Origin of the sequence: Streptomyces hundungensis, assembly GCF_003627815.1 — a bacterium.
GTDB classification, from domain to species: Bacteria; Actinomycetota; Actinomycetes; order Streptomycetales; family Streptomycetaceae; genus Streptomyces; species Streptomyces hundungensis_A.
In genome coordinates, this window is sequence record NZ_CP032698.1 from 8,239,360 (window position 1) to 8,263,655 (window position 24,296).

Annotated in this window: 20 protein-coding genes; 11 read left to right on the forward strand and 9 right to left on the reverse strand. The window is 69.6% G+C overall.

Features of this window, described 5'->3' with window-relative positions; all coding sequences use genetic code 11:
- Positions 1-28: 28 nt before the first annotated feature.
- From DWB77_RS38155 to DWB77_RS36685, 7 genes are all read right to left on the reverse strand, one after another.
- A complete protein-coding gene (locus DWB77_RS38155) occupies positions 29-277 on the reverse strand; it encodes a hypothetical protein (RefSeq protein WP_216826892.1) in 249 nt (82 codons plus the stop codon).
- 64 nt (positions 278-341) lie between these two features.
- A complete protein-coding gene (locus DWB77_RS36665; RefSeq protein WP_120727001.1) occupies positions 342-1,352 on the reverse strand; it encodes an aldo/keto reductase in 1,011 nt (336 codons plus the stop codon).
- Between the two features lie 852 nt (positions 1,353-2,204).
- Positions 2,205-3,326, reverse strand: coding sequence for a tetratricopeptide repeat protein (locus tag DWB77_RS36670; protein ID WP_342778026.1), 1,122 nt, complete (start codon positions 3,324-3,326; stop codon positions 2,205-2,207).
- Positions 3,323-4,597 carry an ATP-binding protein gene (locus DWB77_RS36675; protein WP_120727005.1) on the reverse strand — a complete coding sequence of 425 codons (1,275 nt, stop codon included), beginning with the start codon at positions 4,595-4,597 and terminating at the stop codon, positions 3,323-3,325. Before DWB77_RS36675 ends, DWB77_RS36670 begins: the two co-directional genes overlap by 4 nt.
- A 617-nt stretch (positions 4,598-5,214) precedes the next feature.
- Complete coding sequence (locus DWB77_RS38160) at positions 5,215-5,451, reverse strand: hypothetical protein (RefSeq protein ID WP_162952716.1); 237 nt, start codon at positions 5,449-5,451, stop codon at positions 5,215-5,217.
- Between the two features lie 237 nt (positions 5,452-5,688).
- A complete protein-coding gene (locus DWB77_RS38165; RefSeq protein WP_162952717.1) occupies positions 5,689-5,964 on the reverse strand; it encodes a hypothetical protein in 276 nt (91 codons plus the stop codon).
- Positions 5,965-6,146: 182 nt separating this feature from the next.
- A complete protein-coding gene (locus DWB77_RS36685) occupies positions 6,147-6,509 on the reverse strand; it encodes a DUF1304 domain-containing protein (RefSeq protein WP_120727009.1) in 363 nt (120 codons plus the stop codon).
- Between the two features lie 406 nt (positions 6,510-6,915).
- Here DWB77_RS36685 and DWB77_RS36690 point away from each other — a divergent pair, with 406 nt between their 5' ends.
- From DWB77_RS36690 to DWB77_RS36730, 9 genes are all read left to right on the forward strand, one after another.
- A complete protein-coding gene (locus DWB77_RS36690) occupies positions 6,916-7,299 on the forward strand; it encodes a peptidase inhibitor family I36 protein (protein WP_120727011.1) in 384 nt (127 codons plus the stop codon).
- A gap of 1,082 nt (positions 7,300-8,381) precedes the next feature.
- On the forward strand, positions 8,382-11,150 hold the full coding sequence (locus tag DWB77_RS36695) for an aldehyde dehydrogenase family protein (RefSeq protein WP_120727013.1): 2,769 nt from the start codon (positions 8,382-8,384) through the stop codon (positions 11,148-11,150).
- Complete coding sequence (locus DWB77_RS36700) at positions 11,147-12,844, forward strand: thiamine pyrophosphate-binding protein (RefSeq protein WP_120727015.1); 1,698 nt, start codon at positions 11,147-11,149, stop codon at positions 12,842-12,844. The genes DWB77_RS36695 and DWB77_RS36700 overlap by 4 nt, the downstream gene beginning before the upstream one ends.
- On the forward strand, positions 12,841-14,103 hold the full coding sequence (fabF, locus tag DWB77_RS36705) for a beta-ketoacyl-ACP synthase II (RefSeq protein ID WP_246033775.1): 1,263 nt from the start codon (positions 12,841-12,843) through the stop codon (positions 14,101-14,103). Before DWB77_RS36700 ends, fabF begins: the two co-directional genes overlap by 4 nt.
- A 10-nt stretch (positions 14,104-14,113) precedes the next feature.
- Positions 14,114-16,084, forward strand: coding sequence for a condensation domain-containing protein (locus DWB77_RS36710; RefSeq protein WP_120727019.1), 1,971 nt, complete (start codon positions 14,114-14,116; stop codon positions 16,082-16,084).
- Positions 16,081-17,328, forward strand: coding sequence for an aminotransferase class I/II-fold pyridoxal phosphate-dependent enzyme (locus DWB77_RS36715; protein ID WP_120727021.1), 1,248 nt, complete (start codon positions 16,081-16,083; stop codon positions 17,326-17,328). Before DWB77_RS36710 ends, DWB77_RS36715 begins: the two co-directional genes overlap by 4 nt.
- A 51-nt stretch (positions 17,329-17,379) precedes the next feature.
- Positions 17,380-17,622 carry an acyl carrier protein gene (locus DWB77_RS36720; RefSeq protein WP_120727023.1) on the forward strand — a complete coding sequence of 81 codons (243 nt, stop codon included), beginning with the start codon at positions 17,380-17,382 and terminating at the stop codon, positions 17,620-17,622.
- 75 nt (positions 17,623-17,697) lie between these two features.
- A complete protein-coding gene (locus DWB77_RS36725) occupies positions 17,698-18,459 on the forward strand; it encodes an SDR family NAD(P)-dependent oxidoreductase (RefSeq protein ID WP_120727025.1) in 762 nt (253 codons plus the stop codon).
- Positions 18,460-18,722: 263 nt separating this feature from the next.
- Positions 18,723-19,979 carry an MFS transporter gene (locus DWB77_RS36730; RefSeq protein WP_120727027.1) on the forward strand — a complete coding sequence of 419 codons (1,257 nt, stop codon included), beginning with the start codon at positions 18,723-18,725 and terminating at the stop codon, positions 19,977-19,979.
- A 55-nt stretch (positions 19,980-20,034) separates the two neighbouring features.
- Here the strand turns inward: DWB77_RS36730 and DWB77_RS36735 are convergent, their stop codons facing one another.
- Positions 20,035-20,604 (reverse strand): hypothetical protein, encoded by a 570-nt coding sequence (locus DWB77_RS36735; protein WP_216826893.1) that lies wholly within the window; start codon positions 20,602-20,604, stop codon positions 20,035-20,037.
- Positions 20,605-20,791: 187 nt separating this feature from the next.
- Here DWB77_RS36735 and DWB77_RS36740 point away from each other — a divergent pair, with 187 nt between their 5' ends.
- On the forward strand, positions 20,792-21,367 hold the full coding sequence (locus tag DWB77_RS36740; protein ID WP_120727028.1) for a hypothetical protein: 576 nt from the start codon (positions 20,792-20,794) through the stop codon (positions 21,365-21,367).
- 655 nt (positions 21,368-22,022) lie between these two features.
- On the opposite strand, the gene DWB77_RS36750 is transcribed toward DWB77_RS36740, so the two are convergent.
- The gene (locus tag DWB77_RS36750) at positions 22,023-23,087 is read right to left on the reverse strand and encodes an aldo/keto reductase (protein WP_120727032.1); all 1,065 of its coding nucleotides are present in this window, start codon (positions 23,085-23,087) and stop codon (positions 22,023-22,025) included.
- Positions 23,088-23,228: 141 nt separating this feature from the next.
- Between DWB77_RS36750 and DWB77_RS36755 the strand changes: the two genes are divergently transcribed.
- On the forward strand, positions 23,229-24,050 hold the full coding sequence (locus tag DWB77_RS36755; RefSeq protein WP_246033776.1) for a helix-turn-helix domain-containing protein: 822 nt from the start codon (positions 23,229-23,231) through the stop codon (positions 24,048-24,050).
- Positions 24,051-24,296 lie beyond the last annotated feature (246 nt).

The window sequence follows — 24,296 nt, forward strand, 5'->3', positions numbered from 1 at the left end:
AACAAGGGCCTCTACACCCAGAGGAGGGTCATCCCGCCCCGATCAGGGTGAAGTTGAAGCCGCGGCCGTACCAGGAGTTGGTGCGCTCGACGACCCAGCGGCGGGTGCGGTTGATCGGGATCACGGCGCCCTTGCGCTGAATCCGCCACTCACAGCCGAGATCCCACGGGCACGCTCCGCTGCGCGTGGCCCTCCTGCCGGCCGCTGTGGCGGGCATCCTGCTCACCGCGCCGACGGGCAGCGCGCAGATCGTGCGGTTGCGCGCGACCGCCCGCAAGCACGCCGGGCCCATAATGGCCGAGCCGGGGCCGGGGGTTGTCGAAGGCCGACGGTAGCCCGGACTACCGGGAGCGGGCCCCAGGGCGCGACTTGTAGAAGGACTCCTCCAGGTAGGCGACTTCGTGTGGCTGGTAGGGCTCTTCCAAGTAGGCGGCCTCGTCGTCGTCGAGTGCGACGTCCACCGCGGCCAGTGCGTCGGCCAGCTGGGCCGGCTTGGTGACCCCGACGATGGGCGAGGTCACCGCCGGGTTGCGCATGACCCAGGCCAGGGCCACCTGGGCCGGGGACAGACCCCGCTTGCCCGCGATCTCGTGGACGCGCTCGGCCACAGCCTGGTCCCCGTCGCGGTAGAGGATCTTGCCGCCCTCGTCGGTATCGGCACGCGCCGTGGTGGTGTCCCGGACCCGCGTCAGCCTGCCCCGCGCCAGCGGGCTCCACGGGATCACGCCGACGCCCTGGTCGGCGCAGAGCGGGAGCATCTCCCGCTCCGCTTCCCGGTGGATGAGGTTGTAGTGGTCCTGCATCGACACGAACCGGGTCCAGCTGTTCAGATCGGCGAGGTACAGGGCCTTGGCGAACTGCCAGGCATACATGGAAGACGCTCCGATGTAGCGGACCTTCCCGGACTTGACCGCGTCGTGCAGCGCCTCGAGGGTTTCCTCGATCGGGGTGTCGTAGTCCCAGCGGTGGATCTGGTACAGGTCGATGTAGTCGGTCCCCAGCCGTTTCAGGGAGGCGTCGAGCTCGGCGAAGATCGCCTTGCGGGACAGCCCGGCCCCGTTCGGGCCGTGGCGCATCCGCATCCAGACCTTGGTAGAGAGAACGACCTCCTCACGCCGGGTGAAGTCCTTGACCGCCTGACCGACGATCTCCTCGCTGCTTCCGGCGCTGTACCCATTGGCCGTGTCGAGGAAGTTGACGCCGCCCTCAAGGGCCTGCTTGATGATGTCCCGGCTGGCGTCCGCCCCCAGCGACCAGGGCTCGCCACCCCGGTCCGGCTCGCCGAAGCTCATGCAACCGAGGGTGATGGCGGAGACTTCCAGTCCGGTCGTTCCGAGTTTGATGTATCGCATGCGCCGAAACTAGGAGTTGGAGTGCGCTCTAACGCAAGCTCGGAGGCGTGGGGCATGCTCTGCTGGACCGGGCGGCGGTATCGCAGCACTCGCGACCGCGCCCCTACCCGCGAAATCCTCAATTGGCCGGAGTCGCGGGCGGCTTGCTGCCGCCGGCAAGGCAGAACTCGTCTGACACACCGCACAGGATGCTGTGGCGCATCTGGCCCGCGTGCGTGTTCAACCTCGCGTGGGGAAGAGGGCGAACTCTCAATACGCGTCAAAGAGCCCTGCCGTTCTCGGTTCATGAGGGGCTGTCAGGGGCCGGATAGATGTCCGGTACCGGTCGCAGCAAACGTGGCAGTACGCAAACCCCAGGCCATTGCGGCAGCGTTGGGGGGTCACGCAGGCGGCCCCGAGCGTCATCCAGGTCAGGCTGTACGCGAGCGCACGGCCGCGGCCCAGCGGGTCACATGCACCGGCTGGAGGCTTCTAGCGGGACAGCCCTCAGGAGCCCCACCGACACCCACGTCCTCCAGGAGCGGATCACCCATCTCGAACAACACAGCGCTGACCTGCCGCCGAACTGTCCGAACGCGAGGAAGACCTCGTTGCCGCCCGAGCGGCAACCGCCAGCTCAAGGTGACCACGCGCCCCAGGCGGTGGCAGGCCGTCACGGAGCGGGCCGGCATCGGCTCGATCGGTGGTGAGAGGTGCAGACGCAGAATTCCACTCATACGCCCTTGGCAGCCCCGCACGCCGCCCCCCCCGCGTCGCTCATGACGTCCAGCAGCTCAAAAACGCGCTCGCCCGCAGAGGGTGCGGCGCACCGAGAACCTGCCCAGACCGTGGTCCACTGCGTCCCCGAACGAGCTACCGGGCCTTGTTCTTGTCGAACCAGATGGTGGCCGCGATGGGCACGAGCCCCATCCAGAAAAGCAGGCGTGGCTCGCCCAGGTCGGCCCAGGCAGGTCCCGCGATCAGCAAGGCGCAGAGCATGGCCCAGCCCGATTGCGCCAGGACCACGCGGGCCCAGCGGCCCCGGCGGATCAGGGACCGGACGTTGAGCTGCACCCCGGAGCGGAGCTTGCGGTAGCGGCGCCAAGCCCCGAAGCCCCAGATCGCGGCCATGATCACCATGGACCACAGGCGCTGGCCGATGGGCAGCGGCAGTGCGGGGGCCGGGTGGTCGTCGGACGGGAACAGGTTGATCATGGCGGCCGGCGTGACCAGGCAGAGCAGCGCGAGCCATCTGGTGCCCCGCAGCAACCGGTAGGTGGCACGGTCGAGTTGTTGCTGCATCCAGGAGGAGTCGGGCTGGCCGGCCAGGGCACCCGCGTATAGGTCGGCGGCCTGTGCGGCGTTCACCCCCGGGGCCTCGGCGGCCCTTTTCGTCTGGCGGGCAACGGCTTCGCCGTGTTGGGGATCGATGCGGAGAATGGCCTCGTCGAGTTGATCGGAGACAGTGCGGTTGCCGGCCGCACTGGCGATGCGGTGCGCGACTTCGTGGGCGTAAAGGTCCTCGGGGCCCAGCCGCAATGCCTCCATGGCCAGGTCGGCCGCCTCGCCGGAAACGCGATCCATGTCGGCATGACTCATCGTCCCCGCTCCCGTGGCCCGGGCGTGTTCGACGATCGAGGCCCGCCACACGGCGTCCGCCAGCATGGCACGGGGATATGACTCCTCGGGAGCCACGCGGATCGCCTGGCGCAGTACGGGTTCGACCTTCAGCCAACCCCCGTCGTCCACCATGGCGCGAGCGCGCAACATCAGCGCGCCATAGTCCTCGGGGTCCAGCTTGAGAGCTTGGTCGGCCGCTTCACTCGCCAGCTGCGGCGCCTCGGTATTGAGATGGCAGTAGCCGATCTTGACCCAGGCGCGTATGTCGCCGGGATCCTCCGCGAGGTGGCGGCCCAGCAGTTCCAGAGCCTGGTCATAGCGTTCGAAGTCGATCAGGGCCTGGGCCTGTTCGACCATCGGGTGCAGGGTGGTCACAGCTTCCGCCTCTTCTTGAGATAAGCGACCAGGTCGTCGTACATGCCGCCGTCGTTGGCGTACATCGCCACGTTGCGTGCCGCAGCGAACCACGGCTCCGTCGAGGGGACCGTCTGCTTCGCGGCGTCGAGCAGATCCTTCATGCCGATCATGCGGATGACACCGGTGCGCACGGAATCGAGGAGCGCCGTCTCCGCCGCGGACTCACACAGGTGGGCGAGGTCGGCTCCGGACAGGCCGTCGGTCAATTTGACGAGCTTGCCCAAGTCGACCTTTTCGATGGGGCGTTCACGCAGGTGGTAGCGGAGGATCGTCTCGCGTGCCGGCGCGTCGGGAGGCAGGACGAGGAGCGTGCGGTCGAAGCGGCCGGGGCGGCGCAGCGCGATGTCGACGTCCCACGGGACGTTCGTCGCGGCGAGTACGAAGACGCCTTCGTTGGCGGAGGCGTTGATGCCGTCGAGCTCGGTCAGGAGCTGGTTGACGGTGTTGCGCATGCCTGCGCTCTGCGTACGGCTGCGCTTGCCGCCGAGCGCGTCCAACTCGTCGAGGAACATGACGCAGGGGGCCTGGCGGCGGGCGGTCTCGAAGAGTTCGTGCATGTTGCGCTCGGAGTTGCCGACCCACTTGTCGAGCACGTCGTTGACGGATACGGACAGGAAGCTCGCACCGAGCTCTCCCGCTACGGCGCGTGCCACGAAGGTCTTGCCGCAGCCGGGAGGGCCGTAGAGGAGGAGGCCGCCGCGCAGGCTCTTGCCGTACAGCTTGCGCAACTCCGGGTTGCGCAGCGGCGCGAGGAACGCGGCCTCCAGGCGGTCCTTGACCTCCTGCATGCCGCCGACGTCGGCGAGGCGTACGGCGCCCGGAGCGTCGACTTCCCAAGCGGATGCGTCCTGGGGATCGCCGCTGCCGTCGGTGGCCAGGGGGTGTTCCACGAAGCGCGGCGGAAGGACGTCCTTGACCTGGTCGGCGGCGGCGCCCCAGTTGAAAGCGGGATCGGTTGCGGGCTCCGTGGGCGGAGGCGCCGGGACCGGGACAGGCTCAGAAGGCAGCGCGTGCGGGGGCAAGTGCGCACCCATCGCGCGTGTCATCAACGCTTTCGCCTGGCTGTCACCCGGCGCGTGCTGCAACGCGACGGCCACCTGCATGACCGCGTCGTCCTGCTGCCCGGCATCCAACAACAAACCCGCCAAGTGCAGTCGCAGAGGCACGTCACCCGGTGCCGCCTCGACGGCCGTGCGCAAACTCTGTATCAGGGGAGAGGCGTCAGACATGTGGCCACTTTACGGACTCACCGTCACGGCATTTCCGCTGGCCCCGCGCCCTGACGTGCCGCGGCCGTTCGGTCCGCGACAACCCCCGGGACCGTCCCTCGTGTTCAAGGCCACCGCCGTCCGAACGCGCCACACGACCTGGCCCCGCGTGACCCTGCTCGACGCCGGTAACCGTGAAGGGACATGCGACCGACTTAATCGCCTGATGGGCTTGGTCTGCTGTCGCTGTCCTCTCGGAGGCTGTCAGCCGGCGAGCAACTTCCGCGTCCCTTCTCGCGTGCACGCCCCGATGGTGGTCGAGGTTGATCCTGCGTGCTGCGTTGGCGTCCCGGTGGCCTGGGTGCGCGCAGCCTTCGCCTCTTTGCTTTGAGACCGGCGGCCTCTTCGTGACACACCCCATGTGGTGTCGATCGTCGTGGTGGACGACGAGCAGCCGGCGCCGGAACCCGCGCCGGTGCGCGGCCCGGGCGGCGCCACGGCCGTCCATTCCGAGGCCGAGGCTCTGGAGGAGTGGCGGCGATGGGGCGGGCCCCTACCGCGCGCACGGCGGAGGATCCGGCGGCCTTCGGTTCCTACGAGGTCTTGGAGCGCGTTGGCGTGGGCGAGTTCGGCCGGGTCTACCGCTGCCAGGATCCGGACGGCGTCATGGTGGCGGTGAAGACCCTGCACGCCGAGTACGCGGCCGACTCCTCGATCCGGGAAGGGTTCGCGCACGAGGTGCGGGCGGCCCGGCGGATCAGCTCTCGGTTCTCCGTGCCCGTGATCGCCGCCGACACGACCGGCGAGATCCTCTGGATGGCCGTGCCGTTCGTGGCCGCGCCCTCGCTCCAGGAGATGGCCGAGCGCTGCGGCACCCTGGATTACCGCCACCGTCCGCGGCATCGGTGCGGGCATCGCCTCCGCGCTCAGCGCCATCCACGCCGAGGGCATCGTGCACATCGAAGCCCAAGTCCTCGCCTGGGAACGCGAAGGAGGCTCGAAACCGACCGAACCGGGGCGCCGGGAATGCGGCGCCGTCGCCGCGGAGGCACGCTCCCGGCTGGGCGAGGACCCCCCGCCCTGCGTCTCAAGGTCTCCGACGCCATGCTCGGCTACGCGACGGAGCGGCCGGGACGACATACGCCGAACGCGTAGTGGACGAGGCTGCCGTGCGGCTCGGCGACGGCCACCCCACGGTCCGGGACGCCCGCACGCTGCTCGCTGCGCTGAGGTCCGCCCGGGCGGGTTGAGGCTGCGTCACACTTTCCGCGCGAGACGGCGGTCGGATTGCCTGCGCCGTAGCCGGAGGAGGAGCGAGGGACCGAGGCGGCGACCTTCACCGGCTGCGAGGCGATCACGACCGCCATGGGGTGCGGGGAGGTACCCATCGCCCGGCGGACCCGGCGGCGCAGCTGGTCACGGATGTGGTTGACGCCTCCGGCCGCCCGACCAGCGGGTGAAGAATCCGGACACCGTCTTGAACGGCGATAAGTCCCTAGACGAGGCTCTCCACTTGCAGCCCGAGAGCGCGCCGGTGCGCCGGCGCCTCACCGGTCCCTGCCCGCAGTGCTCAACGGGAGGCCAGTACCAGAGCCAGGCCGATCAGCGCCGGAACGGTCTGCACGAAGAGGATCTTCCTGCTGGCGGTGACGGCGCCGTACACACCGGCCACGGCCACACACACCACGAAGAACACCTTGGCCTGGAAGCCCACGGGGTCGGATGCCACCACGCCCCACACCAGCCCGGCGGCGAGAAAGCCGTTGTACAGGCCTTGATTGGCCGCGAGCGCCTTCGTCTGGGAAGCGAAATCGGGGCTGGTCCCGAACGCCGCCCGGGCCCGCGGTCCCGTCCACAAGAACATCTCCAGGACCAGAATGTAGACGTGGAGCGCGGCGATGAGCAGGATCACGACGGTTGCGACGATCGACATGAGCCCTAAGCTCACACACCGCCCCCCGACCCGCTCGGCCACCCACGCCGACGCGCCGCGACGAGGCGAGGGGCAGGGGCGTTCCACGTTCGCCCTCGGCACTTGCCGGCGTGGTCATCGTCGCCGAACGCCTCGTTGAGCAGCGCGCCTCTCACCAGACCGGCCGCCCCGGGCCCCGATCAGCGCTCCGCTGCCGAAGCTGCGGGGGCGCGCTGAGGTTGGGACCGGGTGCTCGCGGCCAGCAAACGCGTCTTCCGAAGTCCGTTTCCCGTTTCCTGTTCGAGAGGAAACAGGAAACGGGCTTGGTTCTGGATTGCCCAGGGGATGGCCTCCTCTGCCCGGCAACGGTCGCCGGCGGCGTCTGCCGCGCTGTGGACGCGCTCGTCAACTGATCTAAGGAGACGCCTTGTCCGTCCCACGCAAACTGCTGCTCACAGCTGTGGCCCTGGCCAGTACGGTTGTCCTTGCCCAGCCGTCATCCGCCCAATCGGCCCCGTCCTCGTCGCTCGGCCCGTCCAGTGGCTCCGCCCTTCCGGCGGCTGCCAGTTGGCATGCTTTCGCCTCAACGGGCTTTTCGGGTCCGGACACCTATTTCTCCGGCAACCCGGGGGAGTGCAAGTACGTCGGCGACAACTGGAACGACAGGATCCGATCCGCCCGCACAGAAGTTGCCACCCGCAGGGTCGAGTTGTGGGACAACTACAACTGCACCGGTGGCGCGATCATCATTGACGGCTCCGGCTACAACAGCATCGGAGCGTGGGTCAGCGCCTACCGCGTGGTCAACTAGAAGCGCGCTCTCTGCCACCCGCCCTCGGCCGAGGTCAGGGCAGGGCGCGAGATGAGTTTTCCCTTCGTCCGCAGGCGTAGGGCCACGGGCGGTCTCCGCAGGCGGGGCCGCCCTGTGGCGAGAGCCTTCAGGTTCCTCGAAGGCGTCTCCTGTATGGCGTTCCTGCGCGGCGACTAACGGTCTCCACCGTGCTCGGGCTCACCGTCGCGCGCATTCGTTGCTGCACCGACATAAACCGGGCCGCGCCCGAGGTGGTGCGACAGAGCGGCGGGTGAAGGCGTCGGGATCCCAAGAGCAGCCAGGACGTGGCGCGTTTGGACGACCCGGCGGTGTCTGACGGTGCAGTGGGTCGGCTTCCTCGACTGGGTGATCGACCCCGCACCTCCGCCATCCGGGCGGGCACCGCGCGGACAGTCGCCGCTGCGGCCAGGCAGGAGGATGAGCGCACCCCTGGTCGGGGATGGCTACGGGAGGCACCGACCCCCGCCCCGTCCGGGGCGCCGAGCGGCCGCCGGTCTCTCCTGGCACCGGGCAGCTCCATTCGGATACCGCTGGGACCGCGCCCGGCCGCGGCTGTTGCTCGGCCCGGCCGCCGTCGGCTGCCTGGCCTCCGGCCCTCATTACCGCGCGATGGAACCCTGCGAGCCGTCTGGTTCTTGCGAATGCCGGACCCAATCCGGCTGTCGACGGGTGCTGCGGTTTTCCCGTTTCCGATGCCAGGGTGCTCTGCACGGCTGAAAATGAATGGTCGAGTACTCGCATCTGTACTGGATGAGGTGCGAGGCCGGTGTCCGACCAGGGTCGACACTCTTTTGCGCGCGAATAAGAATCGTGCCTTGAATTAACCGGTAAGAAATGGCCATGTGTCCTCACTCTTCCACCACTGCGTACTCGCGAGCCCCATCCGTATCATGCGTTGCACTTGCCGTGCTCGACACCGTTCCGCGGGTATGCGATAGTCGTTTCGGATTCATCCAATCCGATTCTTGGGGAGAAGAATTCGTTCTTGTGTGGTTCGGATTTGATGAGTGTGCATGTCCGCGTAGTTGACCTGGCCAATCCCTGGCGGCAAGGAGCGCGAGTTGCTCATTTCCAGGCGCTTGATCTCGCCCGAGGGGCACATCTGGGAGACCGAGGAAATCGAGTCCCGCATAGCAGAGGTCGCCGAGGCTTTCCGGTATCGCGGCATCGTCCCCGGCTCGCGGGTGATGATGAGTGGCTCCAATTCTGTGGAATGGGTCATAAATCTACTGTCGCTCATTCATCTCGACGCATCGGTTGTGTTGGCCGATCATCGAGCCGCCCCGGCGCAGCGCTCGCACATCCGCACTCAGGCACGCGTGGTGCTGGAAATCGGCGACGGTCCGGGCGACGGCACCTCGACTCGGCCCGCCCTGACGCGCCCCGCCTCGACGCGGTCCGTTCGGAACACGGCGGCCGTGCCCGATATGGCGGCCTGGGCATGCCGCCGGGACGCCGCGATCTCGTGGTCGTCGGGCACGACAGGCAGCCCGAAGGGCATCGTCCGTTCCGGGCGCTCGATCCTCGACAACCTGGCCCTGAGCGCGGAACGGATGGGCTACCGGCCCGATGACGTCTTCCTGCCCGTCCTGCCGTACTCCCACCAGTACGGCCTGTCGCTGGTCCTGTGCTGGTGGCTCGGTGGGGGCTCGCTCGTGGTCTACGGGCCAACCATGCGACTGGACCGTGCACTTGAGGTCGGCGTGGACCATGGCCTCTCCGTCGTCGATGGAGCCCCGTCGACCTATCACACCCTGCTCAACCTGCTCGACCGCCGTCCTCCTCTCGTCACCGCCCTGAAGGGCGTACGGGCCTGGTGCGTGGGGGGTGCCCCGCTGGGGCGCAGTCTGGCGGCCCGGTTTCATGCCCGTACGGGCGAGCGCCTGCTCGACGGCTACGGGGCGACCGAGGTGGGCAACATCGCGCTGGCATCCCACGCCGATCCGGTGGGCTGCGGCACGCCGCTGCCCGGCGTGATCGTCGAGGTACATGACGACGACGGCAGGCGGCTTCCCCCTGGCCGTCTCGGGGAGCTCGTCGTATGCGGCGACGGCCTGATGACCGGTCACCTGGGCGATGACGGCGAACTCATCCCGGTGTCGGGACCCGTTCACCGCACCGGCGACATCGGGCTGATCGACGAGGCCGGCCGGGTCTTCCCGGTCGGCCGGAAGCACGCCGTGCACCGCGACGGCCACACTCTCTACCCCGACCACCTCGCCGCCCGGGCCGAGTCGGCCGGTGTGCAGGCGCAGGTCGTCGCCGTCCCCGACGCTCGCCTCGGCTGTCGTCTGGTGTTCGTGATCGCGGACCCCGACGGTCATGAGCCCGCGCACTGGAAGCGGGTGCTGCGCACCGTGCTCGCCCGCTACGAGCAGGCCGACCACATCGTGGTGCTCCCCGCGCTGCCTCTCACCCACTCGGGTAAACCCAACCTGGCCGTCCTGGAGAAGATCGCCATGACCTCGTTGTCCACGTCGTACGACACGACCACCGACTTATCCCGGCCGGGGGCACCGGAAGCACCCGAAGTGTCCACCGGCGCATTCCCGTCCGGTTCGGCCGAAACGGACGCCGGTTCATCTTCGACCGATTCTCCGAACGGTGCGAACGAATACCGCATTCCCTTTTCCGATCGTATCGGCGCACTGCGCGCAGTACGCCGATACGTGGCCGAGAACAAAGAAGCCATGTTGGGCATCCTCACCGAAAAATCACCACACCACACCGCCGAAGCAGAGCTCCGTTCATTTCTCGCCACCCTTGACGGCGCCGAGGACGAGATCCGTAGGAGCCAACCCGGCAGTGTGCCGCTCGCAGCGGTCTGCATGCCGTCGAACATCCCGTTGTATTCCTACGCGCTGTACCTACTCGTCGCCTCCCTCTACAGCGAACGAATCGTCTTTCGGCCGTCGTCCGAGACGAATGGCCAGATGCTCCGCCTGCACGCCCTGCTGGCGCCGGTTCACGGATTGCCCATCCAGCCTTTTGAGCTCAGCCAGCGCAAGTTCGTGACCGGGCCGGTACGGGAGGCCGACCTCATTGTCTTCACCGGAAAATACGCCAACGCCGAGATCATTCGTGAAGGGCTGGCGGAGGACCAGCTCTTCCTCTTCTTCGGGCACGGCATCAACCCCTTCGTGATCGCACCCGACGCCGACCTCGCACACGCCGCACGAGACGTCACGACCATCCGGCTCTACAACTCGGGCCAGGACTGCTTCGGTCCCGACGTCGTGTTCGCGCCCAAGGGCCGCATCGAAGAGTTCATCGGCCTGCTCTCCGCCGAACTGGCCTCGCTGCGATTCGGGCGCAACGACGACCCGGCCGTCGACTACGGCCCGATCTGCTACGACTCGGCGCTCGTGACCTGCTCGGACTACCTGGTGCGCCACGCACGTCACATCCGGCACGGCGGGCGCATCGACCTGCCGACCCGCAGGATCGACCCGACCGTGCTGCTGTGGGGCTTCGACGACAAGATCCCCCTCGACGAGATGTTCGCCCCGGTGTTCAACGTCGTGGCCTACCCCGGTGCCAGGGTGTTGCGCGAACGGTTGGCGAGCCCCTACTTCAGCGAACGCGCGCTGGGCGCGATGGTCTACGGAACCGATCCGGAGACCGTGAAGCTCCTGGCCCGGAGTCATCACACCTGTGTCAACCACACGCTGCTCGACGCCGAGGACGGGAACCGCCCCTTCGGTGGATTCGGGATGAGGGCGAACTACATCTCCTACGGCGGCGAGCGGCATGCCGAACCGCTGCTCATGTCGCAGGCAGTGGCGCGGAACCTCCCTGTCGCTCCGGCTGTCACGGTGGGTGGGAAGTGACCCACGCACCCAAACGGTACGGCGACGCCTGGTCCGCGATCGTCGACCTGCTGGCGGCGAACGGAGTGGACATGTGCTTCGGGCTGCCCGGCGACGACCTGGAGTTGCTGCGCGCCTTCGACAGCGCCGGCCTGGATCTCGTACCGTGCCGGGACCAGCGCAACGCGATGTACATGGCGACCGGCTACGCGTTGCAGTCGGGCCGAATCGCCGTCTGCGTACTGGGCAAGGGCCCGGCCGTCACGCACTCCGCCACGGGGCTGCTCGAAGCGCGGGAGTCGGGCGCCCCGGTCCTCGTGCTCGGCGCCGGGGCGCCCGAACGGCGCCGGGGGAGCGGTGGGTTCCAGGAACTGGACCAAGTCGCCGTGACGGCGCCGCTGGTGCGCTGGGCACACCGGGTGGGTCACCCCGACCGTGTCGTCCCCGCCACGGTGACGGCGCTGACCCGAGCGATGGGGCCGCCGTCCGGACCGGTGTACCTGGAGATACCGGACGACGTCCGCACGGCTGAGGTCGTCGTCAGTGGTCCGGCGCCGACGCTGCCTGAATGTCTGGAAGCCGAGTCCACCGCCGTTGTGTCGGGGCGGGCGTTGGCGGCGCTCCGTGTGAGCCGACGCCCGGTGGTCCTGGTGGGCGGGGGAATGCGGCACCGCAACGACGGGGGCGTGGTCGAGCGCTTCGCCGAGCGCCTCGGCGCGGCCCTCTTCACCACCGCGTCCGGCCGAGGGGCCGTCGACGAGCACCACCCGCTGTTCTGTGGGGCGGCAGGCCTCTACGCGGCGGCCCCGGCACGTGCGCTGTGGTCGTCCTGTGACCTGGTGGTGTCGCTGGCCGGGCGGTTGGAGGAGACGGCCGTCGACGGCGGGACGCCCTGGCCCCCGGTCCCCGTGGTGCAGGTCAACATCGATCCCGGCGGGCTTTCGGCCGAGTTCTCCGGCCCGCGCGTGCTGGGCGACGCCCGGCACGCCGTACTGGGCTGGACGCGGGCGCTGGAAGAGGACCGCGAAGCCGAGCACACGGACGCGGCCGAGGAATGGACGAACAGGGTCGCGGCCGTCCGCGAGGCCATGGCCCGCGATGTGGAGGACGAGTTGCTCCGGGCGGCCGCCTTGCCGGGGATTCGCATCCCCGAACTGCTTGCCGCGCTCGATGCCACCGCGGGAGAGCCGCACGTCCTCGTCCAGGAGAACGGCCTCCAGGACATGTGGTCCTACTGCTTCCCGTTCCGCGTGGGGGGCGGGTCCATCGTGCCCTCCGAGCAGACCCCGTTGGGGTTCGGCGCGGCCGCGGCCATCGGGGTCAAGCTGGCCGCCCCGGGCCATGAGGTCACCGCGTTCGTCGGGGACGGCGCCTTCCTCGCTGCCGGCGCGGACATCGCCGTCACCGCACCGACCCACGGCGGCGTCCTGTACGTGGTGCTGTGCAACGGCGGTTACGGCTGGCTGGACGCGCAGCGCGCCCGCCTCGGCCTCGACGCGGAGCGCTACCCCTTCGCCCGGCCGGGAGCGCCGCCACCCCTGGTGGACGGGCCGGACATCCTCCACCGGGTACTGCGCGACAAGTCCGCGCTGACCGACGACGTTGCCACCGCACGCAGGTTCTGCGCCCAGGGAGGCACAGCCGTGCTCATGGTCCCGGTCGCCCCCGACGACATCCCGCCGTGCGTCAGCGACGCAGAGGTGGTTCCCCAGTGACCGGGACAAGGGAGCGAGGGGACGGCCGGCGCCGGGTCATGGTCACCGGGTACGGGGCCGTGACACCGCTGGGCCACTGCGTCGACGAGACGTGGACGGCGATGCTGGCCGGACGCAGCGGCATCGACACCGTGGACACGATCGACGTGACTGACCTCGGCGTCCGCATCGGTGGCCAGGTCCGCGGGTTCGCCCCCGGTCGCTACATGCCGCCCAGGGTCAGTCGTCGGGCCGATCCCTACGCCCAGTACGCCCTCGCCGCGGCGCTCGAGGCCTGCGAGCACGCCGGACTCGTCATCGACGAAGAGATGGCGCCGCGGGTCGCCGTGATCATCGGCAGCGGATACGGTCCCGTGGGCTCGATCTACCGCGCCGCCGACATCCTGCGCGACAAAGGACCCCGGGCCATCAGCCCCTTCACTCAGGTCACGACCGCCATGGACAGCGCGGCCGGTGAGATCAGCATGCGTCTTGGCACCCAGGGCCCCAGCCGGGCCCAGAGCACCGCGTGTGCCAGCGGTGCGGACGCGGTGGGCGCGGGGATGCGCATGATCAGCCACGGGGAGGCAGACGTCGTGCTCGTCGGCGGCGCCGACGCCTGTGTCACCACTGTCGATCTCGCGGGCAGCGGCAACGCCCGCGCGCTGTCCAGACGCAACGACGACCCGACCGCGGCGTGCCGGCCCTTCGATGTGCACCGCGACGGATTCGTCATGAGTGAAGGAGCCGCCGTGCTGGTCCTCGAATCCGCCGAGGTGGCCGAGCGGCGAGGAGCGACGCCTCTGGCCGAACTCATCGGGTACGGAGCGAGTTCCGACGCCCATCACTGGACCGCCCCGCACCCGGAGGGCCGTGGCGCCTGCCTCGCCGTCGAGGCGGCGCTGCGGGACGCGGGAACAACGGGATCGGAGGTGGACTATGTCAACGCCCATGGAACCGGCACCCAGTTGAACGACGCCACCGAGACGGCGGTCCTGCACAAGGTGCTGGGTGACCGCGTCAACCGAATCCCGGTCAGCTCGACCAAGTCGATGACCGGGCACATGATCGGTGCCGCCGGCGCGGTCGAGCTCGTGGCCTCCATCCAGGTCCTGAGCACCGGTGACGTCCCGCCGACCATCAACTGCGACGAACCGATCGACCCCGACATCAACTTCGTGCCGCGCCAGGCGCAGCACCACGCGGGCGTCCGGATCGCCCTCAGCAACTCGTTCGGTTTCGGCGGCCACAACGCCGCTCTCATAGTCCGAGCCGTATAAGGAACCGGTCGTGAACCACCTTCCCCAACCGGCCCCCCGCCCGACCGCCATCACGCGCAGCGGGCCCCTGACGTGGATACAGCAGTGGCACTGGTTCGAGCACACCATCCCCGCGGCACGGCGAGTGAACCCGACGCCGCTCGCCGACCACTGCCACGTGCCCGCCTCGGCAACCGTCGCCGACGTGCTCGCGGCCCTCGCCTCCCTCACCGCACGGCACGAGGCCTTGCGCACCACCGTCGATCCGCTCCGTCCCGTGCAGTACGTCCACCCCGCGCACTGGGCACCGCTGCCGGTCGACTACGTGGACGTCCTCGACGCCGATGCCGAGACCCTGGAGACCGCCACGGCAGCGCTGGCCGCCCGCCCCATCGATGCCGAGCGAGACCCGCCCTGGCTCGCCCGGGTGCTGCTCGCGGGTGGAAAGCCGCGTGCGGTCCTGATCGCCGCCCACCACGTCCTGATCGACGGCTGGGGCCTCGCGGTACTGATCAACCAGCTGCACCATCAACTGCGCGGCGGCGATGCGCCGTTGGAAGGATGCCCGCATCCGCTGGACATGGCCGCCACCCAACCCTTGGAGCGCGCCCGCGTGGCGGAACGCGAGTGGCTGACGCGTCTGGCGGGCAATCCGACCGGCGTGTTGGCCCCGTTCGGCGGGACGCCCGACGGCGCCGGGCGCCACCGCCTCCAGCACCGCTCGGTGGACGCGTACGCCGACCTCGATCTCCTGGCCCACCGCCATGGAGCCAGTCCGGAGGTCGTCCTGCTCGCGGCGCTGGCCCATGACATCGCCGCCCGCACCGGCGAACACCGGTTCCTGGCATCCGTGGTGGTCTCGAACCGGGCCCGTGCCGACCTGCGGAACAGTGTCGGGGTCCGGGCACTGACCGTGCCGGTGCAGATCGATCTCCGCCCGGGCGCGGCGTTCGGCGAGGTGGTCGCCTCGGTCGCCGCCGCCTCCGCCGCGGCCTACCGACACGGCCAGTGGCGCCCCGCCGAACTGGTCGCCGCCCAGGCGCGCATGGACCGTCGGCGTGGTGTCGTGACCGTACCCACCATCGAGTACAACTGCTACGCGTGGCCGCGCGACTACCTGGTCCCCGCGCAGTACGATCCGCCGGGCGGCTCCGCGACCTGGAGCACGAGCGCGCCGGACGACCCCTGCGAGACCCTCTATGTCGACCTCGGGCGTGACGAGGGGGTCGTCACGCTCGACGTCACCGTCGGGGACCATCTACTCGACGCCGGGCAGGCCATGGCATTGCCCGTCCGGCTGTGCCGTCTCCTGCGCACGCTCGCCGACGGTGACGAATGCCCGGTACCGCAACGCCCACCCACACCGGCCGCCCCCGGATGGTGGCGGGCTCCGCAGGGGTGGGTGCGCCTGTCCGACGTCGAGGACGTCCTGCGCGGCCACCCGGGGGTGCACGACGTGACGGCGGCCCCCAGCGGGGAGGCGGCGGAGCAGGGCGAGGAGCCGCGCCTCGTGGCGCATGTCCTCGTCGACCCCGGCGTCACCTCCGACGACCTGCATCACCATGTCCTGGACCACCTCGGTGAAGTGCCCGGCCTCATGGCACCGGGCCGCTACGTACTGACCGAGATCACCCACCAACCACCCCGCCCACGCGACCAGTTGCGTCTGGGTACCGACGACACGGGATTCCGGCCGATCCCGTCGCGGCCGCCCGCGACGCGCGCCGAACGGGCGCTGGCAGCCGCCGTGGCAGCCGTCGCTCCCGGCGGTCCGCCGGCCGGCACCCCCGACAGCCCGGACACCGTGGACATGAGCCGCTGCCTCGCCGATCACGGCGTGACGCTGGTCGCCATCCCCCAACTGCTGGCGCTGCTGCACCAGTTCGGCTTCGCCGGGATCACGTCGGACGAGCTGGCCGGAACGGCCTCCCTCGGCCACCTCGCCACAGCCCTTGAGCCCCTGCCGCCCCGCGCCCCTCGTGGAGGAGAAGCCTCACCATGACCGTCTCCCGCATCGCCGCACCCTCAGTGGACCGCCTGGCCCCGTGGCAATTCGCCGCCTTCGTCGAGGCGAACACGCACGACATGGCATACCGCCCGCCCGTGGTGGACGGTCCCGTCGGCCCGACCGTTGTCCGCAACGGCCGCGAACTGGTGAACTTCGCCAGCATCAGCTTCCTCGAGCTGGATCGCCACCTCCCCGTACAACGCCATTTCGCCGAAGGGGCGCGCGCGCACGGCCTGAGCACCAGTGGATCCAGGATGACCCAGGGGATCTGCCGTCCGCACCAAGTACTCGAAGACACGATCGCCCGCCACACCGGCAAGGAGCGAGCCATCAGCTTCGCCACCGGGCTGCTCGCCAATATCGGGTTCGTCCACGCCATGAGCAGTTCCGCTCACTTCGATGCCGGCATCGAGGTGCGCAACCACGACACCGTCTTCGTCGTGGACCGTGATGTCCACTGGAGCATCTGGAAGGGGCTGGAGGGGCGTGACTACGGCCGCAATGTCCACGCGTTCCGGCACAACGACGTCTCCGACCTGACCCGCATCCTGGAGCGGGTCCGGGCCCGCAAGACCGTGGTGATAGCCGAGAGCATCTATTCGGCCGACGGCACCATGGGGCCGATCGTCGACATCCTCGACGCGTGCGAGCGGTACGGCGCCATCAGCATGATCGACGACGCGAACGGCTTCATGGTGTACGGGCCCGAGAACCGTCCGTACGCCAGGGAAGCAGCCGCGATCCGGGACCGGGCCGACTTCGTCATGGTGTCGCTCTCGAAGGCCATCGGCCTGGAAGGCGGCGCGATCGCAGGACCCGCGACGGCCATCGACGCCTTCGAACTCCTCTCCGGCACCTCGATGTTCACGGCCGCCATCCAGCCGCCCACGGCCTACACCGCGAAGCGCACGATCGATGTCCTCGCCGACGATCCGGCGATCGTCGACCACTATCTGGCACACGCCGCCCGCTTCCGCCGCCAGATGCACGAGAGCGACACACCGACCACACCGACCGATTCGTACATGCTCTCCGTGCCGATCGGGAACGACGCGGCCGCTCTGCACATGCGGGAGTGGTTCGTCGAGGACGGCTACCTCGTACCCGTCTTCTCCTACCCGGCCGTCCCACGCAACCGGGCGCTCCTGCGCCTGTTCCCGCACGCGGGCCACACCGAGGAGCAGATGGACGGATTCCTGCGCACCCTCCTCACCTACCGACGGCGCCTCGGGCTCTGACCTTCGGATGACAGACCCACGCCGAACCCGTCCCCAGAAGGAGAAGCCCCCGTGGTGAACAACACCGACATCCTCAACGCCCTCGCCAAGATCGTCGAAGAGGTGACCGGCCTCGACCCCGCCCAGGTGACCGCGGGAAAGTCCTTCATCGAAGACCTCGACATCGACTCCCTGTCGATGGTGGAAATCACCGTGGCGCTGGAGGACAGCTTCGCGGTAACGATTCCCGACGACCGGAGCGCAGAGCTGAAAACCGTCGGCGACACGGTGAGCTACATCGCCAACCATCGATGACCGCCGTCGGCAGGATCCGCCGACGTGCCATTCGCCTGGTCTGACCAATACTGCTGTATCCAGGGGGAGTTGAGCATGGGTGTCCTGGAACGCTTCCGACTGGATGGCCGCGTCGCCGTGGTCACCGGCGCCTCCTCCGGGCTTGGTGTCGCCTTCGCCACCGCCGTGGCCGAGGCCGGCGCCGATGTCGTACTCGGGGCGCGGCGCACCCAGAGGCTGGAGGCCGTACGCACGGCCGTCGAGAAACTCGGCCGCCGGGCCATCGCCGTGCCCACCGACATCGCCAGGCCGGAGGACTGCCGCGCCCTGGTCGACGCGGCGGTACAGGCATTCGGGCGGCTGGACGTCCTCGTCAACAACGCGGGGATCAGCAGGGAGACACCCGCGACTGAGGAGACGCCGGAACAGTTCCGCGAAGTCGTCGACACCAACCTCAACGGCTCCTACTGGATGGCCCAGGCCGCGGGCGCGGTGATGCGGCCAGGCAGCGCCATCGTCAACATTTCCAGCGTCCTTGCGCTGGTCACCGGCGGTCTGCCGCAAGCCGCCTACTCGGCGTCGAAAGCCGGACTCCTCGGGCTCACCCGTGATCTCGCCCAGCAGTGGACTCCCACCAAGGGCATCCGGGTGAACGCCCTGGCACCAGGTCTCTTCACCTCCGAGATGACGGACGGCTACGCCGAGGGTTATCTCGAAGCGATGATGCCGAGAGTGCTCTCGGGCCGTGTCGGACAGCCGGAGGAACTCGCCGCGGCCCTGGTCTTCCTGGTGTCCGACGCCTCGTCCTACATCACCGGCACCACGCTGACGGTCGATGGAGGTACGCACATCGCCTAGTGAGGGGCAGGGTGAGTCCACCCATGCAGCGCGTCCCATCGGAAGCGAGTGGATGTGTTCCCGTTGTCGACCGGAGAGAGGGGCCGGGTCCTCACCGGCCGGGTCCAGCCGGGTGCGGCCCGGGTGGCGGCGATGGCGCAGCTGTCGAGTCGAGGTTCCAACTGACGTGCTGCACATGGGGGTTGAACATTGACAGAGTGCTTGGCTGGGGACCCGTCACACAGGGGCGATCCAGGTGGCGCCGCGGGACGAGGGCGAGGGCGATGACGACAGAGCCGACCGCCCGATCCCTGTCGTGCGAACCGCTCGGCGCGGCGCACCTGCGCCGACTGATCGTGGGCCAGGGCTTGGCGGCCGTGGTCGATGCGCTGTTCCTCATCTGGCTCACGCTCTTCGTGTTGGAGCTGGCTGAGCCCGGGATGGCCACGGGGTTCGTCCTGGTGGCCGCGGCGCTGCCCCGAGCGGTGCTTCTGCTGCCCGGGGGTGTGCTGGTCGACCGGCTCGGTCCCGCGCGTATCGCGACCGGCGCGGCCTGGCTCCGTGTCGCGGTCCTGCTCGCCTTCGGCGCCCTGGTCAGCTTCACCTCGCCCTCGGTGGTGACGGTCGCACTCCTCGCCGGAGTGCTCGGTGGCGCCGACGCCGCGTACTTCCCGGCAGCCCTCGCGCTGGTGCCCGCGGTCGTACCGACCGAGAGGCTCGCCCGGGTCAACGCGTTGGTACAGAGCGCCGAGTCGGGCGGTGATCTCGTCGGCCCGGCAGTGGCCGCCGGAGTCGTCGCTGTCGTGGGCTTCGACGCGACGCTGTGGGGCATCGCGGCGCTGGCCGCACTCGCAGCCGTCGCTCTCAGCCTGCCCAGACGGGCGGTGTGGGGTGGCGAACGCGCCGGGGGCGCCGCCGAGCCGGACCCCGTCGGCGGTCAGCAGGTCAGCAGCGCGCGCGCTCTGGGCGCGGGCTTGAGATACGCGTGGCGCGAGCCGGTGGTGCGGGGGATGCTGGCAGCCATCGCGCTGATCAACATCACGGTCGTGGGTCCAGTGCTCGTGGGCGGGGCGGTACTCGCCGGTCAACGCCTCGGCGGTGCCGGGTCCTTGGGCATCGTGCTTTCCGGTTTCGGTGCAGGTTCACTGGCCGGCGCGCTCACGGCCGGGTGGCGTTCGCCCGCCCGGCGCGGCTGGACCGTGGTCGGCGGGGTCGCGACGATCGGCGCGGGCATGGCCGGACTCGCGGCCGTTACCCATGTCGTGGCCGCCACGGCGGTCGTCTCGCTCATCGGTCTCGGGTCCGCCTTCCTCGGAGTGGTCGTCGTGGCCACCTTGCAGGAGCGGGTGCCGCGGCAATTGCTGGGCCGTGTGCTCAGCCTCGTGGTCTTGGCCACGGTGGCCTTCGATCCCTTCTCCTACCTGCTAGCCGGTGTCCTGGTCCCCTTCGGCACGACACCGCTGTTCCTGCTGTGCGGCAGCGCCGTCCTGGCATGTGCGGCCCTGGTGGCCACGAGCCCGGCAATCCGCTCACTGCGTTGACCGGCCGATCAACGAGAGCGTGTCCACTGCGTCCTGACGCTGTACGGCCTGCTTCTCACCCAGGCGCGGTCCGTGAGCAGGTGTGCTCGCCGCTCGCGCGGGAGGCCTGTGAAGGCGACGGCCGGAATGTCGTCGGCAACTGCCACGGTATCGGTGCCCTAGCGCAACTGAACATGGGATGCGACCCGGTGGAGCGCGCGGTCGGTCGGCCCGAATGCCGTCCACAGCTCGTTCGCGTCACCGTCGAGCTGTGCCGCGTGCTCACCGGCCTGATCGAGGAAGCCCGGCCCCGCGCGGGCGAGCGCGTCCGGGCTGTGGTCGTCGGCTCGGCCGCGGCCTGGGCCATCGCTGCCTTCAAGAACAGCATCCCGAGCACGGGCAGCCCTTCGGGCTCGCGCTGAACGAGGTCGCGCTGGAGCCGGTTGGCGGCCGCGGTGACGAACGCGACGGCGGCCGCCGCCTCGCCGTGGGCGGTCATCGCGTCCGCGAGGTGGCGGTCGGCGCTCGCCATGATGACCGGGTCCCCGGGGCGTTCGGCGGCCGCGGCCGCGCGCTGGCCGGCGGTGACGGCGAGTTCGCTGTCACCGCACTTTATGGCGGCCGCCTCGGTCAGCTCCAGCGTCAAGGAGAGTTGCCGGTACGCCTCCAGCTGGTCATCGCTCTTGTGCCGGGTGGCGGCCCGGGTGGCGTCGGCTAGGAGGCGGGTGGTCTAGCTGGCGGGGCCAGGAACCTGGAGAAGGAGGCCAACCCCATGCACTGGTTCTGACCGCGGGACCCTTGAGTACTTGGACACAGGAGAGGAGGGCGTCCGCGTGGATGATTTCGAGTTCGAACTCGAACCGGTGCGTGAGGACCGGCTGCGGGGATATCGCGGCGTGGCCGGGCCGTTCGGCAGCGTCGACATCACCAGGCCCCTCGGCGCGCTCGGGCAGGGCCCGAGTCGTCAAGTCACCCTGGAGGGAGCCGAGTTCCCCGAGACCCTCTTCGGTGGGGGCGCGGGCGTCCTGCCGTCCTTGGACGGGGGCTGGCTGCGGGTGGACGGCACGATCGTCGACCTGGAGCTGAAGATCAAGGGGATCCGCAAGGGCTCCCGGTGGCTGGAGCTGGCCGTCCGCGAGCGCCGCTACACCTACAACGTCGCCGGCGGCTCCGGGGACGCCCGGCTCGGCCGCGAAGGCGTCACCATCGCGACGACCTGCGGCCGACCCGTCCCCATGACCTCGGGAACGCGCAGGGTGAAGGTCGAAGGCGACGCGGACACCACGGACCTGGCGATCGCGCTCGTGCTGGAGCAGGTGGACCGGTCCGCGCTGTCCCTCAGCGGCGCCCTGTTCGCCGCGCCCATGAACGTCCTGTTCGGTCGTTCCCGGGACGAGGGCCCGGGCTAATGCAAGAGGAGGCGGCTATGGGCAGGGACGGCCGCGTGCAGTGCCCTCTCACCCTATGTCCGCCAGAAGTACGGGATGAGCATCAAGGACGGGCGGGAGCTCCTGGCTAGCTGAGGTGGAGTTTGGCGAGTGCGTTGGGCCAGTCGGTGGTGATCACGTTCTGTGCTGCCGCCAGCTGGGTCTTGCCCGAGCAGATCGCGGTGCGCAACTTCGACTCGACGGAGTCTTTGGGGTTTTTAGGCTCGGCTCCGGGCTGGTTGCCGGGGGGGGAGGGGGGACGCGGAACTGTCCGGGGATTCCAGAGTCGGGAATCATCATTCCCGTCCAGCATCACCCAGCGGTCCCGTGCGTGGCTGAGAAGCACGGGCCGCCGCCTTTGGCGAGTAGCAGTCATGCCGCAGACCTCTTCGCCCCTCGGCTGCGTTCCTTCCAGTGCCCTGAGGAGCCCTCCACCCGCCGGATGAACTGCGACAGGACACTCGTGGGAACCCGGCACAAGAGTTGGCACCAGTTCGGTCGGCGCCGACGAGGCTCACCTCCGCTCTGAGGGCGTGAGGACGGTGAGTCCGACGGCAGAAGCGATCCGAACGGGTCCGCCCGAACGGTGAAGCGACCGCGGTCCCAGACTTCGGCTCTCGCCGCTGACGGCCGACCGTCAGCGGCGGGTTTCGATTCGTAGGCCACCCGTGGTCACCTGGCGGATGGGCTCGCTCGCCAGGAGGTCGTGCGGCTGGCCGAGGGCGATCGCGCCCGCCGCGTCGAGCCGGGCCAGTTGGGTGTCCGTCAGCTCGACTGCCAGGGCAGCCAGGTTGTCCTCCAGCTGGGCGGGGGTGCGGGCGCCGAGCAGCGTGCTCGTCACGCCCGGCTTCCGCAGCGTCCAGGCCAGCGCCACCTGGGCCGGGGTGTGCCCCATCTCGCCGGCCAACTCCCGGACCACCCCGGCCACGCCGAGGCTGCGTTCGGTGAGGGTGCCCAGGGCGAGGTTGTGGCTCCGGCGGGTGCTTCCGTCGGGGCCGGCGCCCGTCGCACCCACGTCCTCCCGGCCGTACTTGCCGCTGAGCACCCCGCCGCCGAGCGGCGAGTACGGGACCACGCCCAGGCCCAGCTCCCGGGCCATCGGGATCAGGTCGCGCTCCGCGGTGCGCTCGATCAGGCTGTACTCGACCTGTAGCGCGACCAGCGGCGACCAGCCGCGCAGGTCGGCGATCGCCTGCATCCGGGACACCTGCCAGGCCGGGGTGTTGGAGATCGCCACGTACAGCACCTTGCCCTGCCGGACCAGGTCGTCCAGGCCGCGCAGCACCTCCTCCACCGGCGTTCGGAAGTCCCAGACGTGCAGGTACAGCAGGTCGAGGTAGTCGGTGCCCAACCGCCGCAGGCTGCCCTCCACCGAGCCGAACAGTGCCTTGCGGTGCCCGCCCCCGGAGTTCGGGTCGCCGGGGCGGCGCAGTGTCGAGTACTTGGTCGCCAGCACCAGGCGTTCGCGCTCCTCGTGGACGAACTCGCCGAGCAGGCGCTCGGAGCTGCCCTCCGTGTAGGTGTCGGCGGTGTCGAGGAGGTTGCCGCCGAGCCCGACGTAGCGGTCGAACAGCTGGCGGGCCTCGGCCCGTTCAGCGCCCCACCCCCATTCAGTGCCGAAGGTCGCGGTGCCCAGGGCCAGCGGTGAGACCCGCAGTCCCGAGCGGCCCAGCAGCCGGTAGTCGTCCAGGGCCAGTGCCATCAGGTTCTCCTGTGCTCGCGTGTGCTCGTGTTCCGTTCCGGGACCGAGTCTGCGGCGGCGGCCGGCCCCGGATAAGGGAGGAGTCTTCCTGGGAAGAGCGGTCCCACCTTGGCGGTTGGACCGGTCATGACGACCCGGACCATGGACACAGCTCAGGAGTTGGCCGCGTTCCTGCGCAGCAGGCGCGAGCGCCTCGACCCCGGCCGGATGGGCCTGCCGTCGCATCGGCGGGCCCGGCGGACACCGGGGCTGCGCCGAGAGGAAGTCGCCGAACTGGCCGGGGTCAGCACCGACTACGTGGTCCGGTTGGAGCAGGGCCGCGGGCTGCGGCCCTCCGCGGAGGTACTGGGGGCGCTGGCCCGGGCCCTATGCCTGGATGCGAGTGAACGCGATTACCTGTTCGACCTGGCCGAACGCCGCCGTCCCGGCACCACCGGTGGGCCGGCCGCCAGTGCGGCGCCGTCGCTGGCCCGCCTGGTCGGTGACCTCTCGCCGCTGCCGGCCATGCTGCTGGACCACCGGTACGACATCCTCGCCTGGAACCCCGAAATGGCCCGGCTGCTACCGGGTTTCGAGGCCGCACCGCCGTCACGGCTCAACGCGATGCGGCTGTGCCTGCTGCACCCGGCGATGCGCGACTTCTACGCCGACCGGGAGCAGGTGCTGCGGGACGGGATCGCCCACCTGCGCGCGGCATGGGCCGCGCACCCGGAAGACCGGGAACTGTCGGACCTCATCGCCGAGTTCGTCACCCAGGACGAGGACTTCGCCCGCTCGTGGACGGAGCGGGAGGTCAGCGTCAACGGACGCGGCCGGAAGTTGCTGCGGCATCCGGTCGCCGGTGCGATCACCGTTGACTTCGAAGTCCTGCTACCGCTCCAGGACCCAGGACTGCGCCTTCTCATCTACCGCGCCGCGGACGAGGAGAGCCGCGCGTCCCTGGACCGGCTGTGCGCGCGATGACCGGGCCCCAACTCACGGCTCGTGGCAAGAAGCGGCACTGCTTCGCGCGCTGCTGGTGACAGGTAGCGCGCCGAACTGGTGACAACCATCGTGCTTCACCCACACGACGTCGCAGTTCGGCAGGCGCCCCCGGTGACAACTATCGTGCTTCGGCTCATTCGACTGAGCCGAAGCACGATAGTTGTCACCGGGGCGGTCCTGCTGTCACCGGGATCTGTTCCGGCGGCAGCCCCGCCTCGATGCGGT